Here is a 14,195-nt window from a genome sequence, read left to right as displayed (position 1 = left end):
ACTTACAGCGACTTCACAAACGCCAGCAGATCTTCGTTGAGCTGGTCCTGGTGGGTCAGCGCGAAGCCGTGCGGCGCGTTGTCGTACACTTTCAGCGTGGCGTTTTTGATCATCTCTGCCGCCAGCTTGCCGGTCGTTTCAAACGGCACGATCTGGTCGTTGCTGCCGTGGATCACCAGCGTCGGCACGTCGATTTTCGCCATATCCGGGCGGAAGTCGGTTTCGGCGAAGGCGGTTACGCAGTCGATGGTGCCCTTCAGGGACGCCAGCAGGGCGATGTTCAGCGTCTGCGTCAGGGCACCGGCAGAAACGGTCTGCCCGGCGTTGGTGCCGTAGAATGGGGTGGCGAAATCGCTGATGAACTGAGCGCGATCTTTACGCAGTCCGTCGCGAATCCCGCTGAACACGCTCTGATCGACCCCTTCCGGGTAGCTTTCGGATTTGCCGAAAATGGGCGTTACCGCGCCCAGCAGGGCAAGACCGGCCACGCGTTCGCTGCCGTAGTTGTTGATGTAACGCGTTACGTCGCCGCCGCCCATGGAGAAGCCCACCAGCGTCACGTCGCGCAGATCCAGCGTGGTGATCAGGTCGTTAATGTCGGATGCAAAGGTATCGTAGTCATAGCCGTTCCACGGCTGATCTGAACGCCCAAACCCGCGACGGTCAAAGGCGATGGTGCGGTAGCCGCGCTCGGCCAGGTGGTTCAGCTGGCTGTCCCACATATCCCCATCCAGCGGCCAGCCGTGGCTGAAAAGAACCGGTTTGCCCGCGCCGCAGTCTTTGTAATAAATCTGCGTACCATCTTTTGCCTTAAACGTTGCCATAGTGTGTTCCTCTACAGGTGATTGTTATGTTCAGACCGGCGCGACCAGATAACGAATTGCCGGTGATGTTGTGCCCTGATGAAAAGCCAGAACGCGGCTCTGCAACAGGAGGTCATTCATGGTGTGGCGCTCCTGCTGGCGCAGATGCTCGATCCAGGAACCCATCAGGAAGGTTTCGATAAACAGACCCGGACGTTCAATATCTTCGTACACCGCCCAGCTCATCGCCCCGGCGCGGCGGCGCACCCGGCGTAGCTCGTGCACGGCCTGCAAAAACGCTTTCGCGTTCTGCGGGTCGATGATGTACTCATGCGAGACCAGCACCGGGCCACGCTCGTTCGGGAGTTCAATCTCCACCCCGTCCAGCGGCTGCCCGCTCAGGTCGAGATTTAAATCCGGATCTTTCTCCAGCTTCCAGCGGAACACCGTCATGCTCGCCAGCACCATCCCCAGCGTGGCGACAACCAGCGAAGCCGGAGTGCCGAACTGCGAGGCGATCTGGCCCCAGACGGCGCTGCCTGCGGTCATCGAACCGAAAAAGACCGTCAGATACACCGCCAGCGCCCGGGCTTTTACCCAGCGTGCGGCGCTGCGCTGCGCGCCAAGGTTGAGGGTGGAGAGCACCGCAATCCACGCGAAGCCGGTAAAGAACTCAAACAAGTTTAGCAGCCAAAAGTGACGTACAAATGCCAGCGCCAGCATGGTGATCGCAAACGTCAGGCTGGCGGCCACCATCAGCCGATCGGCGTTCAGCCGCTGGCGCAGACGCGGCAGCAGGATGGCCCCGGCAATGGCGCCAAGGCCGATACACGCCAGCATCACGCCGTAGCCCGCCGGGCCTAAGCCCAGCTCGCGGCGCGCCACCAGCGGCAGCAATGCCCAGCCCGCGCTGCCGAAAACAAAAAAGGCCACGGTGCGCACCAGCACGTTGCGCAGCACCGGCGCGGCGTGCACGTAGCGAATCCCGGAGCGCACCGCAGAGAAGAAGTGCTCCGGTGGCAAACGCTGCACGGACGGTGCCGGACGCCAGCGCCACAGCACCCACGCCACGCCCATCACGGACAGCGCGTTCAGGGCAAACACCATCCACGGCCCGGCAAGCGACAGCAGAAAACCGCCCAGCGCAGGGCCAATTGCCCGGCTGATATTGACCCCGAGCGAGTTAAGCGCCACGGCGGAACCCAGCTCGGGCTTGCTCACCAGGTCAGGGACAATCGCCTGAAACGGCGGCGAACTCATGGCCGCACCCACGCTCAGCAGAAATGTCGCCGCCAGCAGAACGGTGGGGGTGACGTGTCCGGTAAAAGAGAGCAGCGTCAGCCCGGCGGCGGCAATGAACACCCACAGCTGGGAGAAGAGCAGGTATTTACGTCGATCAACGATGTCCGCCATCACCCCGGACGGCAGGGCGAAAAGGAACATCGGCAGGCTGCTCGCCGCCTGCACCAGCGCGATATCCAGCGGATCGGCGCTGAGCGTCAGCATGCTCCAGTTGATACCGACGTCGCTCATCCATGAGCCGACGTTAGAGACCACCGTGGCGATCCACAGCATGCGGAACACCGGCTGGCTCAGCGGCTGCCAGGGTGAAACCGCGGGGGCGGGCGTCGTCTCGACGTGTGCGTCGCGAACGTCGTTTACCTGGGTCATGCGAACCTCTCCGTTGTTTTACGCTGCACTCGCCACTGGCCCGGCCCGGTAAGGGCGAGGGTGGTGAAGATAATCAGCAGCAGCCAGCCAAACTGCCCCTCGGCAATCGACCAGTTCGGGTGGACCGCCAGCATCGCCACCAGCAGCACGGCGATAATCGGCAGGCACGCCAGGCGGGTGTAAATCCCCGCAATGATAAACAGCGGGCAGATCACCTCGGCGACGATCGCCGGGATCAGACTGGCATACGGCCCAAAACCAAACGGATCTTCGATGCGCGTCAGCTCTTCGCTGAAGTGCAGCACCTTCGGCAGGCCGTGCACGTAAAGCAGCAGCAGACTGCCGGTCAGGCGCAGAAAGAACAGCCCCGGATCGATCCGGGGCGAAGCGTCATTTTGTTTCATCAGAATGCAAAGCAGCTGCAACCCAGCGCCCCCCAGAAAGCGTTATCGTCGGATACCGGCATCTCTGACGTGCGGGCAAAGTCATGCTGGTGGTTGTGAACCCCGCACGGGCCGCTACAGTGGTGAGCCACACTCATACCCACGCGTGCGGCCTGCGGCGGCGCGCTGCGGTAGTGGCCCGGCACCTTCACCACCGGGGACCACTCGGGCAGGACCGGAATGGCGGGCGGCGCGAGTGGGCCAAAAGCGCCTGCGGCATAGACGATATCGCCGTTCACCACGGTGAGGACGGACTCGATGCCCTTGATCTCCTCCTCCGGCACGCGGAAGTAATCTTTGCTGAGCACCGCCAGATCCGCGAGCTGGCCCGCTTTGATCTGCCCCTTCTGATTCTGCTCGCTGGAGAACCACGCGCTGCCCTGGGTCCAGAGCATCAGGGCGGTATCGCGATCCAGACGGGCGCTGTGGTCGTACATCTGCATCCCGCCAACGGTACGCCCGGAGACCAGCCAGTAGAGCGCGGTCCATGGGTTATAGCTCGCCACGCGGGTGGCGTCGGTACCTAATCCTACCGGCACGCCGGTCTCAAGCATTTTTGCCACCGGCGGTGTGTGGCGGGTGGCTTCGATGCCGTAACGCTCGGCGAAGTATTCCCCCTGGAAGGCCATGCGGTGCTGCACGGCAATGCCGCCGCCGAGTGCTTTGATGCGGTCAATGTTGGCCTGCGACACGGTTTCGGCGTGGTCGAAGAACCAGTGCAGGCCGTTAAACGGAATGTCGCGGTTCACCTTCTCGAAGACGTCCAGCATGCGGCTGATGGATTCGTTGTAAGTGGCGTGCAGGCGGAACGGCCAGCGGTGCTCCACCAGATGGCGCACTACGCGCTCCAGCTCGTCCTCCATGCCCGGTGCGAGATCCGGGCGCGGCTCGAGGAAGTCTTCAAAATCGGCGGCGGAGAAGACCAGCATCTCGCCCGCGCCGTTGTGGCGGAAGAAATCGCTGCCCTGGCCCGGCGTCAGCATGTCGGTCCATTTTTCAAAGTCTTCCAGCTCGTGGCCCGGACGCTGGGTAAACAGGTTGTAGGCGATGCGGATGGTCATCTGCTTTTTCTCGTGCAGCTCGGCAATCACCTCGTAATCTTCCGGGTAGTTCTGGAAGCCGCCGCCCGCGTCGATGGCGCTGGTCAGCCCCAGACGGTTCAGCTCGCGCATGAACTGGCGCGTGGAGTTAATCTGCTGCTCCAGCGGCAGCTTCGGCCCTTTCGCCAGCGTGGCGTACAAAATCATGGCGTTCGGACGGGCAATAAGCATTCCGGTCGGGTTGCCGTTGGCGTCGCGCTGGATCTCCCCGCCCGGCGGGTTTGGCGTGTCTTTGGTGTAGCCGACCACCTTCAGCGCGGCGCGGTTGAGCAGGGCGCGGTCGTACAGGTGGAGGATAAACACCGGGGTGTCAGGCGCGGCGTCGTTAATTTCGTCCAGGGTCGGCATGCGGCGCTCGGCGAACTGGAACTCGCTCCAGCCGCCCACCACGCGCACCCACTGGGGCGACGGCGTGCGCAGGGCCTGCTCTTTTAGCATCCGCAGGGCGTCGGCCAGGGACGGCACGCCTTCCCAGCGCAGCTCGAGGTTGTAGTTCAGCCCGCCGCGGATCAGATGCAGGTGCGAGTCGTTCAGGCCGGGGATGGCGGTGTGGCCTTTTAAGTCGACCACCTTAGTGCCGTCGCAGTGGTGTTGCATCACCTCGGCGACGGTACCCACTTCCAGAAATTTTCCGTCGCGCACGGCAACGGCTTCCGCGACAGGATTCTCGCGATCGACGGTGTGAAACTGGCCGTTAACCAGAATGAGATCGGCTTTACCGAGGGTAACCATAATAGCTCCAGACTAAGAGGGGAATGGTCAGGATTATGGGAACCGGTTTCGGCAAAGATCCAGTTATACAATAGGATAGGTATACCAAAGTATAACTATACCTAAGGTTAACTATACGAAGAGATAATTACACCACAGCGCTGTGGGTCATAGGATGAACGCGATTTTATCGGCGTGCTGTTCGCGGCGATTTTAACCTTTAACCTCACTGGATAATCTTATGACCACTTCTAAGCTCGAAGTCTTAACCCCTGCCAACTGTCAGATCATCTTCATCGATCACCAGCCACAGATGGCGTTCGGCGTGCAGTCTATTGACCGCCAGGTGCTGAAAAACAACACCGTGGCGCTGGCGAAAGCGGCTAAGGTGTTCAACATCCCAACCATCATCACCACCGTTGAGACCGAAAGCTTCTCCGGCAATACCTATCCGGAGCTGCTGGACGTGTTCCCGGGCCAGGACATTCTGGAGCGTACCTCCATGAACTCCTGGGACGACCAGAAGGTGCGCGACGCGCTGAAGACCAACGGCAAGAAGAAGGTGGTTGTCGCGGGCCTGTGGACCGAAGTGTGCAATAACAGCTTTGCCCTGTGCGCGATGCTGGAAGGCGACTACGAAATTTATATGGTGGCAGACGCCTCCGGCGGCACCTCCAAAGAAGCCCACGACTTCGCGATGCAGCGCATGATCCAGGCGGGCGTGATCCCGGTGACCTGGCAGCAGGTGATGCTGGAGTGGCAACGTGACTGGGCGCGCAAAGAGACCTACACCGCGGTGATGGATATCGTGCGCGAGCACTCCGGCGCCTACGGAATGGGTGTGGATTACGCCTACACCATGGTGCACAAAGCGCCGTCTCGTCAGAAGAGCGAGCACCGCACCTTAGCGCCGGTTCCGGCACGCTAAGTCCCGCTGGCGGGCTGGTCCCTCATCCGGCTCGCCGCTGCCTTTTTCTCTGGAGTTCACAATGAGTACAGGGTTGATATCCCTCGCGGCAGGCGTGTTGATTGGCCTGATGTATGCCGTGCTGAAGGTGCGTTCCCCCGCGCCGCCCGCGCTGGCGCTGATTGGCCTGCTGGGGATGCTGGCGGGGGAACAGGCGATGCGTCATCTTTTATCCCGCGATAATCCCGCGGGCGTGCAGGTGACGGTTCCCCACGTTCAGCACCTGACCGGAGCGTCATCATGAAGGCCTGGATTATTTCGCTGGTGTGCGGGGTCGCGGCTGGGGTACTTTACGCCCTGCTCGACGTGCATTCCCCGGCGCCGCCGGTCGTCGCGCTGCTTGGCCTGTTCGGCATGCTGGTGGGTGAACAGCTGATCCCCATCGGACGGCGTCTGGTGAGCCGCGAACCGTTGACCCTGGCCTGGTTTCGTCATGAATGCGTACCGAAGATCAGCGGTACCGCGCCCCCAGCGCCCGCGAAGGAAAGCCGCGACGCGTAACGATTTGTTTGAGGAAAGACAGCATGACGCTGCCGTGGCGCATTGCCATCATTGATGACGAACGCTCTGTTCGCAGCGGGCTCAGTAACCTGCTGCAATCGGAAGGGTATGCTACCGATACCTTCGATTCGGCAGAGGTGTTTTTGAGCCACCCTCTAGCCCTGTCCGGCGCGTCGCTGGTGATCACCGACATCAAGCTACGCGGCATGAACGGCATCGAGCTGTTTGAGAAGCTGCGGTTGCTGGCCACGCCGCCACCGCCAATACTGTTTATCTCCGGTCATGCTGATGAAAATATGCAGCGGTATGCACTCAGTCTGGGCGCCGCTGCATTTTTGCGTAAGCCGATTAACATCGATATTCTGCTGGATCATATTCAGCGGGAGCTGACCCGCCGACAATAAGGATCGCGGATGAACGAACATACGTCGCCTGCATTTTGGCCCGCCCGGGGAAGTCTCCATGAAGGGCGGGCTTTTGTTCTGAAAGAGGATGTCATTTTTACCGTGCTGGCGCAGGAGGGCGGCATCTCCTGGATGAACGGGCGACATCCCCAGTCCGGCGGTTCGTTTATTATTGCCACCGCGGTCAGCGATGAAGAAGAGGAGCGGGCAACGCGGCTGCTGAAAAACGAGTTTGCCCTGCGCGACCGGCTTCATGACGGCTGGGCTATCCGGCCCGTCGCTTCAACCCAGTACCGCGGACGTTTTGCGCTGGTCTACGCGCCGTTCTGCTTTGAACTGCTGGCGTGCCGGGCAGGTAAGGCGATTTCCGGGATCGCCCGCTTTATCGAAATGGCGATCCGCATCTGCGGTCCCCTGCGCCAGATGCATCTGCACAACCTGATCCACGGCGATATCAAACCCGGGGCGTTCTTCGTTCATCACGACGCCACCTGCCGTCTTTGCAGCTTCGGTCTTTCCTGCGGCACCTCCGACGCGTTCACCCAGTCACGGCTTGCCGCGTCTGGCGGCACGCCCGCCTACATGTCACCGGAACACACCACGCGTACCCGGCGCGCCGTCGACAGCCGGAGCGATCTCTACAGTCTGGGTATCGTGCTTTATGAACTTCTGACCGGGCGATTGCCGTTTGAACTGAGCGCTGATGACCAGACCAACTGGGCGCATTACCACATTGCCTCTGAGCCGCTTGCGCCGGGGCGGGTGCGCCCGGACGTACCCGGCATGCTGTCGACCATTATCCTTAAGCTGCTGGAGAAGAATCCGGAGAATCGCTATCAGACCGTCGACGGGCTGATTGCCGACCTCAGGCGCTGCCAGGCGACGCTGACCGCCGAAGGTGAGATCGTCGACTTTATTCCCGGCCAGCAGGATCGCTCTCCGGCGATCCATCTTGCCGATTCGCTTTTCTCTGCACATCCGCAGGCCAGCGACGTCATCGCCGCGTTTGAGCGGGTCAGCCAGAGCGGTGCGCCGGAACTGGTGACTATTGGGGGGCCTTCGGGGATCGGCAAATCTTCCGTGATCGCCACCACGCTGAAATCGCTGCAACAGCGCAAGGTGTTGCTGGCGGTGGGCAAGGTCGATCAATATTCTCCCACGCTGCCCTACGGCGTGCTGAGTTCGGCGTTTCGGACGCTCACGCTGCACCTGCTCGGGCTGCCAGCCGGGGAGGTAGCGACGTGGAAAATCCGCCTGTCGCGCGCGCTGGAAGGCTTCGAGGAGCTGGCCGTTAGCCTGGTGCCGGAGCTGAATTTACTCCTTGAGAACAAACCGCGTTTCTCTGCGGATACCTTTTCCATCGACGCGCGGGCGCGCTTCAGCCATATGATGCTGGCGCTGGTGAAAACCTTCGCCACCCAGGGCGCGCCGCTGGTGCTGCTGCTGGATAATGTGCAGTGGATCGACGCCGCCAGCCTGCAAACGCTCGATCACCTGCTGCGCGCCTGCGGCGCCATCCCGCTGCTGGTGGTGGTGGCGCACCGCGATCTCAGTTCGCTTTCTGAGCCCACCTTGCAGACCGCGCTGGCGAGCCTGCCAGAGGCGGCGCAACACGTCACGACGATTGTACCGCAGCCGCTGTCGGTGAAGGCCGTGGCGCGCTGGCTCGGGGGGATTTTTCATGCCCGCAGTACCGGTACCGCCGATCTTGCCACGCTGATCCATGAAAAAACCGGCGGCAACCCGCTGTTCGTGCAGGAATTTTTCCGCCGCATCGTCGATGACGGACTGGTGGTGCACAACAAATATCAGGGGAAATGGCATTACGATCTCCAGGCCATCCGCGCCCGGCACTACACCGAGAACGTGGTGACGCTGGTGCTTGAACAGCTCAAGGAGATGCCCGACGAGACGCGCCGCCTGCTGGGCAGCATCGCCTGCCTCGGCTGCACGGGCGAGCTGGAGATGCTGTGCCGCGTGGTGGGGCGGTCGGCGGCGGAAATCCGCTACGCGCTTCATCCGGCGGTGACCGCTCAGCTGATTGTGCTGACGGAGAAAGAGTACGCTTTTACCCACGATCGGGTGCAGGAAGCCGCCTTTGCCCTGCTGGATGAGGGCGAGAAAAGCCATCTGCACCTGACCACCGCCAGCCTGCTGGCGGATGCCGCGCGGCAGACGGCGGGCAACGAACTGCTGTTCCGCGCGGTTCACCACGTCAGCGCCGCGCTGGACTGCATCCAGCCTGCACCCCAGCGGCAGCGATTCCGGGAGCTGAGCCTTCAGGCCGCGCGGCGTGCGAAGCGTACCGGCGATTATCTTTCCGCTTTAAGCTATATCCAGACCGCCAGAGCGCTGGGGAATGCGGGCCCGGTCTCGGACTTTATGCTGGATATCGAAGAGGCGGGCTGTGAGTTTGCGCTCGGACACCTGGAGCGCACGCGTGCGCTGTGCGATGCGATCCTCGGTTCACCGGGCGGGCTGACGGAGAAAGCGCTGGCCGCCAACCTGCTGGCGGAAGTTTATATGCGCCAGTCGGAGATCCGCCTGGCGCTGGAGGCGTCGTTATGCTGGCTGGGCGTGTTCGGGATCCAGATCAGCCGCTACCCGGAAAATGCCGAATGTGACGAGGCCTGGCAGCAGTTCTGTCAACGCACCGCCGACGCGCCGCAGAACCCGTTTTCTCAGCTTAAGCTGATGGAGAACGCAGAGACCGAAGCGGTGATGAACCTGCTTTACAGCGCCAGTATTTTCGCCAGCTTTACCTGCCCGCGCCTGCACTTTTTACTCCTGTGCCGAATGATGCACCTCACGCTCGATCACGGCATAACCGGTGCTTCCACCACGGCGATGGCCTGGTTTGGCGTGCTGATTGGCCACCGCTACGCCGAATACCGTCTCGGGTTTGAGTACGGCACGCTGGCTCGTGAGCTGGTGAACCGCCACGGCTATGATGCCTATGAAGCCAAAACTCTGCTGCCGCTCGACCAGCTCAGCGTCTGGACCCAGCCGCTGTCGTACACTATCGAGTGCGCCAAGGCCTGCTTTACCTCAGCGGTGACCCACGGCGACATGACGATGGCCTGCTTCGCGGCCTGTCATCAGATCATTAACTTCCTCTCCCGGGGCGATCATCTGGATGGCGTGCTGACCAGCATCGATCGCGGTCTGGCCTTTGTGCGCAAAACGGATTACCAGGACATTGAAACCGTTCTGCACATTCAGCGCCGCTACGTGGAGTTTTTACGCACGCCGGTGACGGGCCCATGGAGCGCCGCCCAGGCGCTGCCTGACGATCTGCTGCCCGCGCCGCCGGAGCAGGCGCCCGAGCAGACCTCGACTATGCTCTTCTGGTACTGGCTCTATCGCGGGATGGCGCACTTTTCCTGCGGCGAATACGCCGACGCACAGGCGGATTTAGAAATGACGGGCTGGTATGCGTGGTCCGCGCCGGGTCATATTCATCTGCTGGATTACCATTTTTACAGCGCGCTGGCGCTCTCCCGCCAGCTCACGCCGGAAACCTTTTCGGCGGATTATCGCCGCAGTATTCATCACCATTACGACAAAATTGCCCTCTGGGCGCGGATCAATCCGGGCACATTTGCCGATAAAGAGGCGCTGATTTATGCCGAAATCGTCCGTCTGGACGGCATGAACAGCATCGCGCTGGAGCAGTATGAAAAAGCGGTGCGACTCTCGCGGGAGGGCGGGTTTAACCCGATCAATGCCCTGGCGCACGAGCTGGCCGGGCGTTTCTCGCTGGCCTGCGGCTACCCGACCGCCTCCGACGCCCATTTCCGCGGCGCGATTGCCGCCTGGGGGCGCGTCGGGGCGCAGGCCAAGGTGCGCCAGCTGGAGCAGGATTTCCCCCATCTGCTGGCCTCCGGGCAGAGCCGCGCGTATGACACGGCGGCGTTTGCCCAGAACGAGGTGATCCGCGATTTACAGAGCGTCATCAAAGCCTCACGCGCCTTATCCGAAGAGATCAACCTTGAACGTTTAATCGAAAACCTGATGACGCTGCTGCTTGAACGGGCCGGGGCGCAGCGTGGCCTGCTGCTGCGCGTCAGCGATAATCACATCCCGGAGATTGAAGCCAGCGCCTGGACCAGTACCGACGGCGTGCGGGTGCGCATCCTGAAAGCGTCACCGATGGCGACGGACATGCCGCTGTCGGTGCTGGCCGCGGTGATCCGCACCGGGCAGGAGATCCGCACCGGCAAACCGGAGGAGTTCCACCCGTTCAGCCAGGATCCGTATCTGGTGACGTCCGGCGCCGCCGTGATGTGCGTGCCGATGTTCAAACAGGCGCGGCTGGTGGGGATTCTGTATCTGGAAAACCGCCTGATGCCGGAGGTGTTTACCGCCGAACATTCGCGCGTGGTCAGCCTGCTGGGCGCGCAGGCGGCGGTTTCGCTGGAGACGGCGCGGCTCTACGCCGAGCTGCTGGCGGAAAACATCCAGCGCCGACGGGTGGAGAAAGAGCTGCGCGCCAGCCAGACCTCACTGATGCTGGGCGAGCAGATCAGCCATACCGGCAGCTGGCGCTGGGAACTGGTGCAGGATCTGATGTTTATGTCCGAAGAGTACGCCCGTATCCTTGGCCTGCCGGAGCAGCAAAAGATGATCTCAATGGCGGAATTTTTGACCTTCGTGCATGAGGATGATTATGGCCGGATCAGCACCCTCGTTAATCAGAGCGTGCGTGACGGGCTGTCGATGCGCGCGGAGTTTCGCATCATCCGCACCGACGGCTCCGTTCGTTACATCCTCGGGATTGGCGATCCGGTGGGGGTGGGCAGCGAGGTGAATGAGTATTACGGCATCATTACCGACATCACCAGCCAGCGGGCGGCGGAGGATGCGATGCGGGTGGCGCAGGCGGATCTTGCGCGGGTCTCACGAGCCACTACCGTCGGGCAACTGACCTCCTCGATCGCGCACGAGATCAACCAGCCGCTGATGTCGATTGTCTCGAACGCCGGCGCGAGCCTGCGCTGGCTCAACCGCGATCCGGCGCGGCTGGAAAAAGTGCGCGAGGGGCTGGAGGAGATCGCCGCCGAGGGCGAGCGGGCAGGGGAGATCATCCGCAGCATTCAGTCTCTGACGCGCAAACAGGACCCCACGTTTACGCGAATCGATCTGCACTTCCTGATCCACCACATCATTATGCTTTCCCGCAGCGAACTTGAGCTGCGACACATAAGCGTTGATTATCTTCTGAACGCTGACGACAGCTTTATCATCGGCGACAGCGTGCAGATCCAGCAGGTGCTGCTTAACCTGGTGATGAATGCGATGGAAGCGATGGCGGAAGTGACGGATCGCCCGTGCAGCATCACGATCGCCACCGCGAACTGCGCCGAGGGGAAGGTGATTTTTGAGATCGCCGATACCGGCAGCGGCATTGAGCCGGAGCTCACCGAGCGGATCTTTGACTCGTTCTATTCGACCAAAGCGCAGGGAATGGGCATGGGGCTGACCATCAGCGCCAGCATCATTGAACGGCACCGGGGGAAACTGAGCGCGCGCCGCAGAGAGCCGTACGGCACGGTGTTTACCTTCGCGTTGCCGCTTGCCGGACAGGAGATGTAACGTTTATTCCGCTGGCTGATGTTTGGTCAGGCGCTCGACGGCCCTGACCAGTTCAGCCACGGAGCGGACCTGCATTTTCTCCATCACCCGGCGGCGGTGCACTTTCACCGTAATCTCACTGACGCCCAGCTCGGCGGCGATCTGCTTGTTGAGCTTGCCGCTGACGGCCAGCTCAAGCACCTCATGCTCGCGCGGCGTGAGGGACAGATGGCGCTGTTTCAGGGCGTAGTGCTCTTTGACGCGGGCGGCGTTGTGCTGTGCCAGCCTGAGCGCGGATTCGATGGAGCCGATGAGCGCGCTGGATTCAACGGGCTTAGTGAGAAATTCGTAGGCCCCGCCTTTGATCGCCCGGACGGACATAGGGATGGTGCCGTGGCCGGTGAGAAAGATGATCGGTATTTCCCGCCCGCTGTCTTTCAGCGCATCTGCGACATCAAACCCGGTTATCGTGGGCATTTGCATATCGAGGATCACGCAGGAGGGCAGATCTTCAAAGGGATGGCTGAGAAAGGCCTCTGCTGAGGAAAAGCCAAGGGCATGTATATCCGCAGATTCCAGCAGCCTGACAACGGACTGCCTGACTGTGTCATCGTCATCAACCACATAAACAATGTGTTCCATTCACCGCCCCGGTGTTGATTTAAATGTCGAGGATGTAAACAGTCACTATGGCTACGTAAGAGACTGTTTATGCTGACTTTCATCTTAACACATTAAATATCATTATCATTTAGCAATATGATAACCATATGAAGTATAGCGAGCTGGAGCGGAGGCGATGAAGGAACGAAACGCTGTTTTTATGCACCGACAAGCTCAATACAGTTGCCGTCCGGGTCCGCAATCACCGCTTCATAGAAACCGTCCCCGGTCATACGCGGGGCGCTGAGCAGGGAGCCGCTTGCCTGCGCCTGCGCTGCCATACTGTCCACCTGCGCTTTGCTGCCGACGTTGATGGCGATATGCGCCCAGCCGACAAATTCCGGGTGCGAAGGTGCACTGGGCAGGCCCGGCAGCGTCATCAGCTCGATGGTCGGCCCGTCATCCAGGGTAATAAAGTGAGATTTAAACCCCGGACGATTTTTGCTGACGTAGCGGTCATTACTGCGGCCGCCAAACACCGTTTCCCAGAACTGAACCTGCGCGTCCAGGCTGCGGGTCCAGAGTGCGACATGTGCAATATTCATAAGATCCCTCGTTATTTGTCTGTGAGGACTTTCACCGGTAAAACAGGCTACACTCTGGTTTTGAGCGCGACAAGCTGAGGAAACAACAATGCACTACACACTGAAAGAAAGCGACAAGGAAAAAGCGGAAGGAACAAACGGCGCGGGCGCTCTACAGCAAAAACTGCTGGAATCCCGTTCGATTGTCATCTCCGGAGAGATTAACCAGGAGCTGGCCCAGAAGGTCATCACTCAGATGATCCTGCTGCAAAGCGTCAGCAACGATCCGATCAAGCTGTACATCAACAGTCAGGGCGGCCACGTAGAAGCGGGCGACACCATCCACGACTTCATTAAGTTTATCCGTCCGGAAGTGCATGTGATCGGCACCGGCTGGGTGGCGAGCGCCGGGATCACCATCTTCCTGGCGGCGAAAAAAGAGCACCGCTACGCTCTGCCGAATACCCGCTTTATGATCCACCAGCCGCTGGGCGGCGTGCGCGGTCAGGCAACGGATATCGAAATCGAAGCGCGCGAGATCATCCGCATGCTGGAGCGCGTGAACAAGCTGATTGCTGACGCCACCGGCCAGCCGCTGGAGAAAGTGAAGAAAGACACCGACCGTAACTTCTGGATGTCACCGGCGGAAGCGCTGGACTACGGCATCGTGGGTAAACTGATTACCCATTATGACGAGCTGAACCTGGATTAAGTTTAAGCCGGCGTGTGCGTCGGGTGACGGCTTCGCCTTACCCGACCTACGCGCGCTCGATTGACCCATGACAAGTTCCCCCCTCGCTGTCTCTTCTATAATCGCGCCTGTCTCCCCTCTCA

Annotated in this window: 11 protein-coding genes and 1 pseudogene; 6 read left to right on the top strand and 6 right to left on the bottom strand. The window is 60.9% G+C overall.

Going from position 1 to position 14,195, the window contains the following annotated elements:
- Nucleotides 1-2: 2 nt before the first annotated feature.
- Genes ACOTY5_RS14655 through ACOTY5_RS14640 form a run of 4 tightly spaced genes read right to left on the bottom strand, consistent with a single transcriptional unit; the run spans nt 3 to nt 4,749 of the window.
- The gene (locus ACOTY5_RS14655) at nt 3-824 is read right to left on the bottom strand and encodes an alpha/beta fold hydrolase (protein WP_023295858.1); all 822 of its coding nucleotides are present in this window, start codon (nt 822-824) and stop codon (nt 3-5) included.
- A 30-nt stretch (nt 825-854) separates the two neighbouring features.
- Complete coding sequence (locus ACOTY5_RS14650; RefSeq protein ID WP_023303025.1) at nt 855-2,474, bottom strand: MFS transporter; 1,620 nt, start codon at nt 2,472-2,474, stop codon at nt 855-857.
- Nucleotides 2,471-2,878: a DoxX family protein gene (locus ACOTY5_RS14645; RefSeq protein WP_023295860.1), complete on the bottom strand. Its 408-nt coding sequence runs from the start codon at nt 2,876-2,878 to the stop codon at nt 2,471-2,473. The genes ACOTY5_RS14650 and ACOTY5_RS14645 overlap by 4 nt, the downstream gene beginning before the upstream one ends.
- Nucleotides 2,878-4,749: an amidohydrolase gene (locus tag ACOTY5_RS14640; protein WP_045141653.1), complete on the bottom strand. Its 1,872-nt coding sequence runs from the start codon at nt 4,747-4,749 to the stop codon at nt 2,878-2,880. The genes ACOTY5_RS14645 and ACOTY5_RS14640 overlap by 1 nt, the downstream gene beginning before the upstream one ends.
- Nucleotides 4,750-4,969: 220 nt before the next feature.
- Here ACOTY5_RS14640 and ACOTY5_RS14635 point away from each other — a divergent pair, with 220 nt between their 5' ends.
- The 5 genes from ACOTY5_RS14635 to ACOTY5_RS14615 all read left to right on the top strand — a co-directional run bounded on the left by ACOTY5_RS14635 (nt 4,970) and on the right by ACOTY5_RS14615 (nt 12,195).
- The gene (locus ACOTY5_RS14635) at nt 4,970-5,656 is read left to right on the top strand and encodes a hydrolase (RefSeq protein WP_015572562.1); all 687 of its coding nucleotides are present in this window, start codon (nt 4,970-4,972) and stop codon (nt 5,654-5,656) included.
- A 61-nt stretch (nt 5,657-5,717) separates the two neighbouring features.
- The gene (locus ACOTY5_RS14630) at nt 5,718-5,939 is read left to right on the top strand and encodes a DUF1427 family protein (RefSeq protein ID WP_022646923.1); all 222 of its coding nucleotides are present in this window, start codon (nt 5,718-5,720) and stop codon (nt 5,937-5,939) included.
- Nucleotides 5,936-6,196 carry a XapX domain-containing protein gene (locus tag ACOTY5_RS14625; protein WP_003863056.1) on the top strand — a complete coding sequence of 87 codons (261 nt, stop codon included), beginning with the start codon at nt 5,936-5,938 and terminating at the stop codon, nt 6,194-6,196. Before ACOTY5_RS14630 ends, ACOTY5_RS14625 begins: the two co-directional genes overlap by 4 nt.
- A 23-nt stretch (nt 6,197-6,219) precedes the next feature.
- On the top strand, nt 6,220-6,600 hold the full coding sequence (locus ACOTY5_RS14620; RefSeq protein WP_006810275.1) for a response regulator transcription factor: 381 nt from the start codon (nt 6,220-6,222) through the stop codon (nt 6,598-6,600).
- Between the two features lie 9 nt (nt 6,601-6,609).
- Nucleotides 6,610-12,195 (top strand): trifunctional serine/threonine-protein kinase/ATP-binding protein/sensor histidine kinase, encoded by a 5,586-nt coding sequence (locus ACOTY5_RS14615; protein ID WP_421631948.1) that lies wholly within the window; start codon nt 6,610-6,612, stop codon nt 12,193-12,195.
- A gap of 3 nt (nt 12,196-12,198) precedes the next feature.
- Here the strand turns inward: ACOTY5_RS14615 and ACOTY5_RS14610 are convergent, their stop codons facing one another.
- Nucleotides 12,199-12,816, bottom strand: coding sequence for a response regulator transcription factor (locus ACOTY5_RS14610; protein WP_017383872.1), 618 nt, complete (start codon nt 12,814-12,816; stop codon nt 12,199-12,201).
- Nucleotides 12,817-12,995: 179 nt separating this feature from the next.
- Nucleotides 12,996-13,382, bottom strand: a complete 387-nt coding sequence (locus tag ACOTY5_RS14605; RefSeq protein ID WP_045141651.1) for a VOC family protein — start codon at nt 13,380-13,382, stop codon at nt 12,996-12,998.
- A gap of 85 nt (nt 13,383-13,467) precedes the next feature.
- Between ACOTY5_RS14605 and ACOTY5_RS14600 the strand changes: the two are divergent.
- A pseudogene (locus ACOTY5_RS14600) lies at nt 13,468-14,073 on the top strand (ATP-dependent Clp protease proteolytic subunit); the annotation flags it as partial.
- Between the last annotated feature and the right edge of the window lie 122 nt (nt 14,074-14,195).

The organism is Enterobacter cloacae complex sp. SHL018, assembly GCF_049237905.1.
Classification (GTDB): Bacteria; Pseudomonadota; Gammaproteobacteria; order Enterobacterales; family Enterobacteriaceae; genus Enterobacter; species Enterobacter hormaechei_C.
The sequence above is the reverse complement of the archived record's forward strand: the minus strand, read 5'-3'. Positions and strand labels throughout refer to the sequence as shown.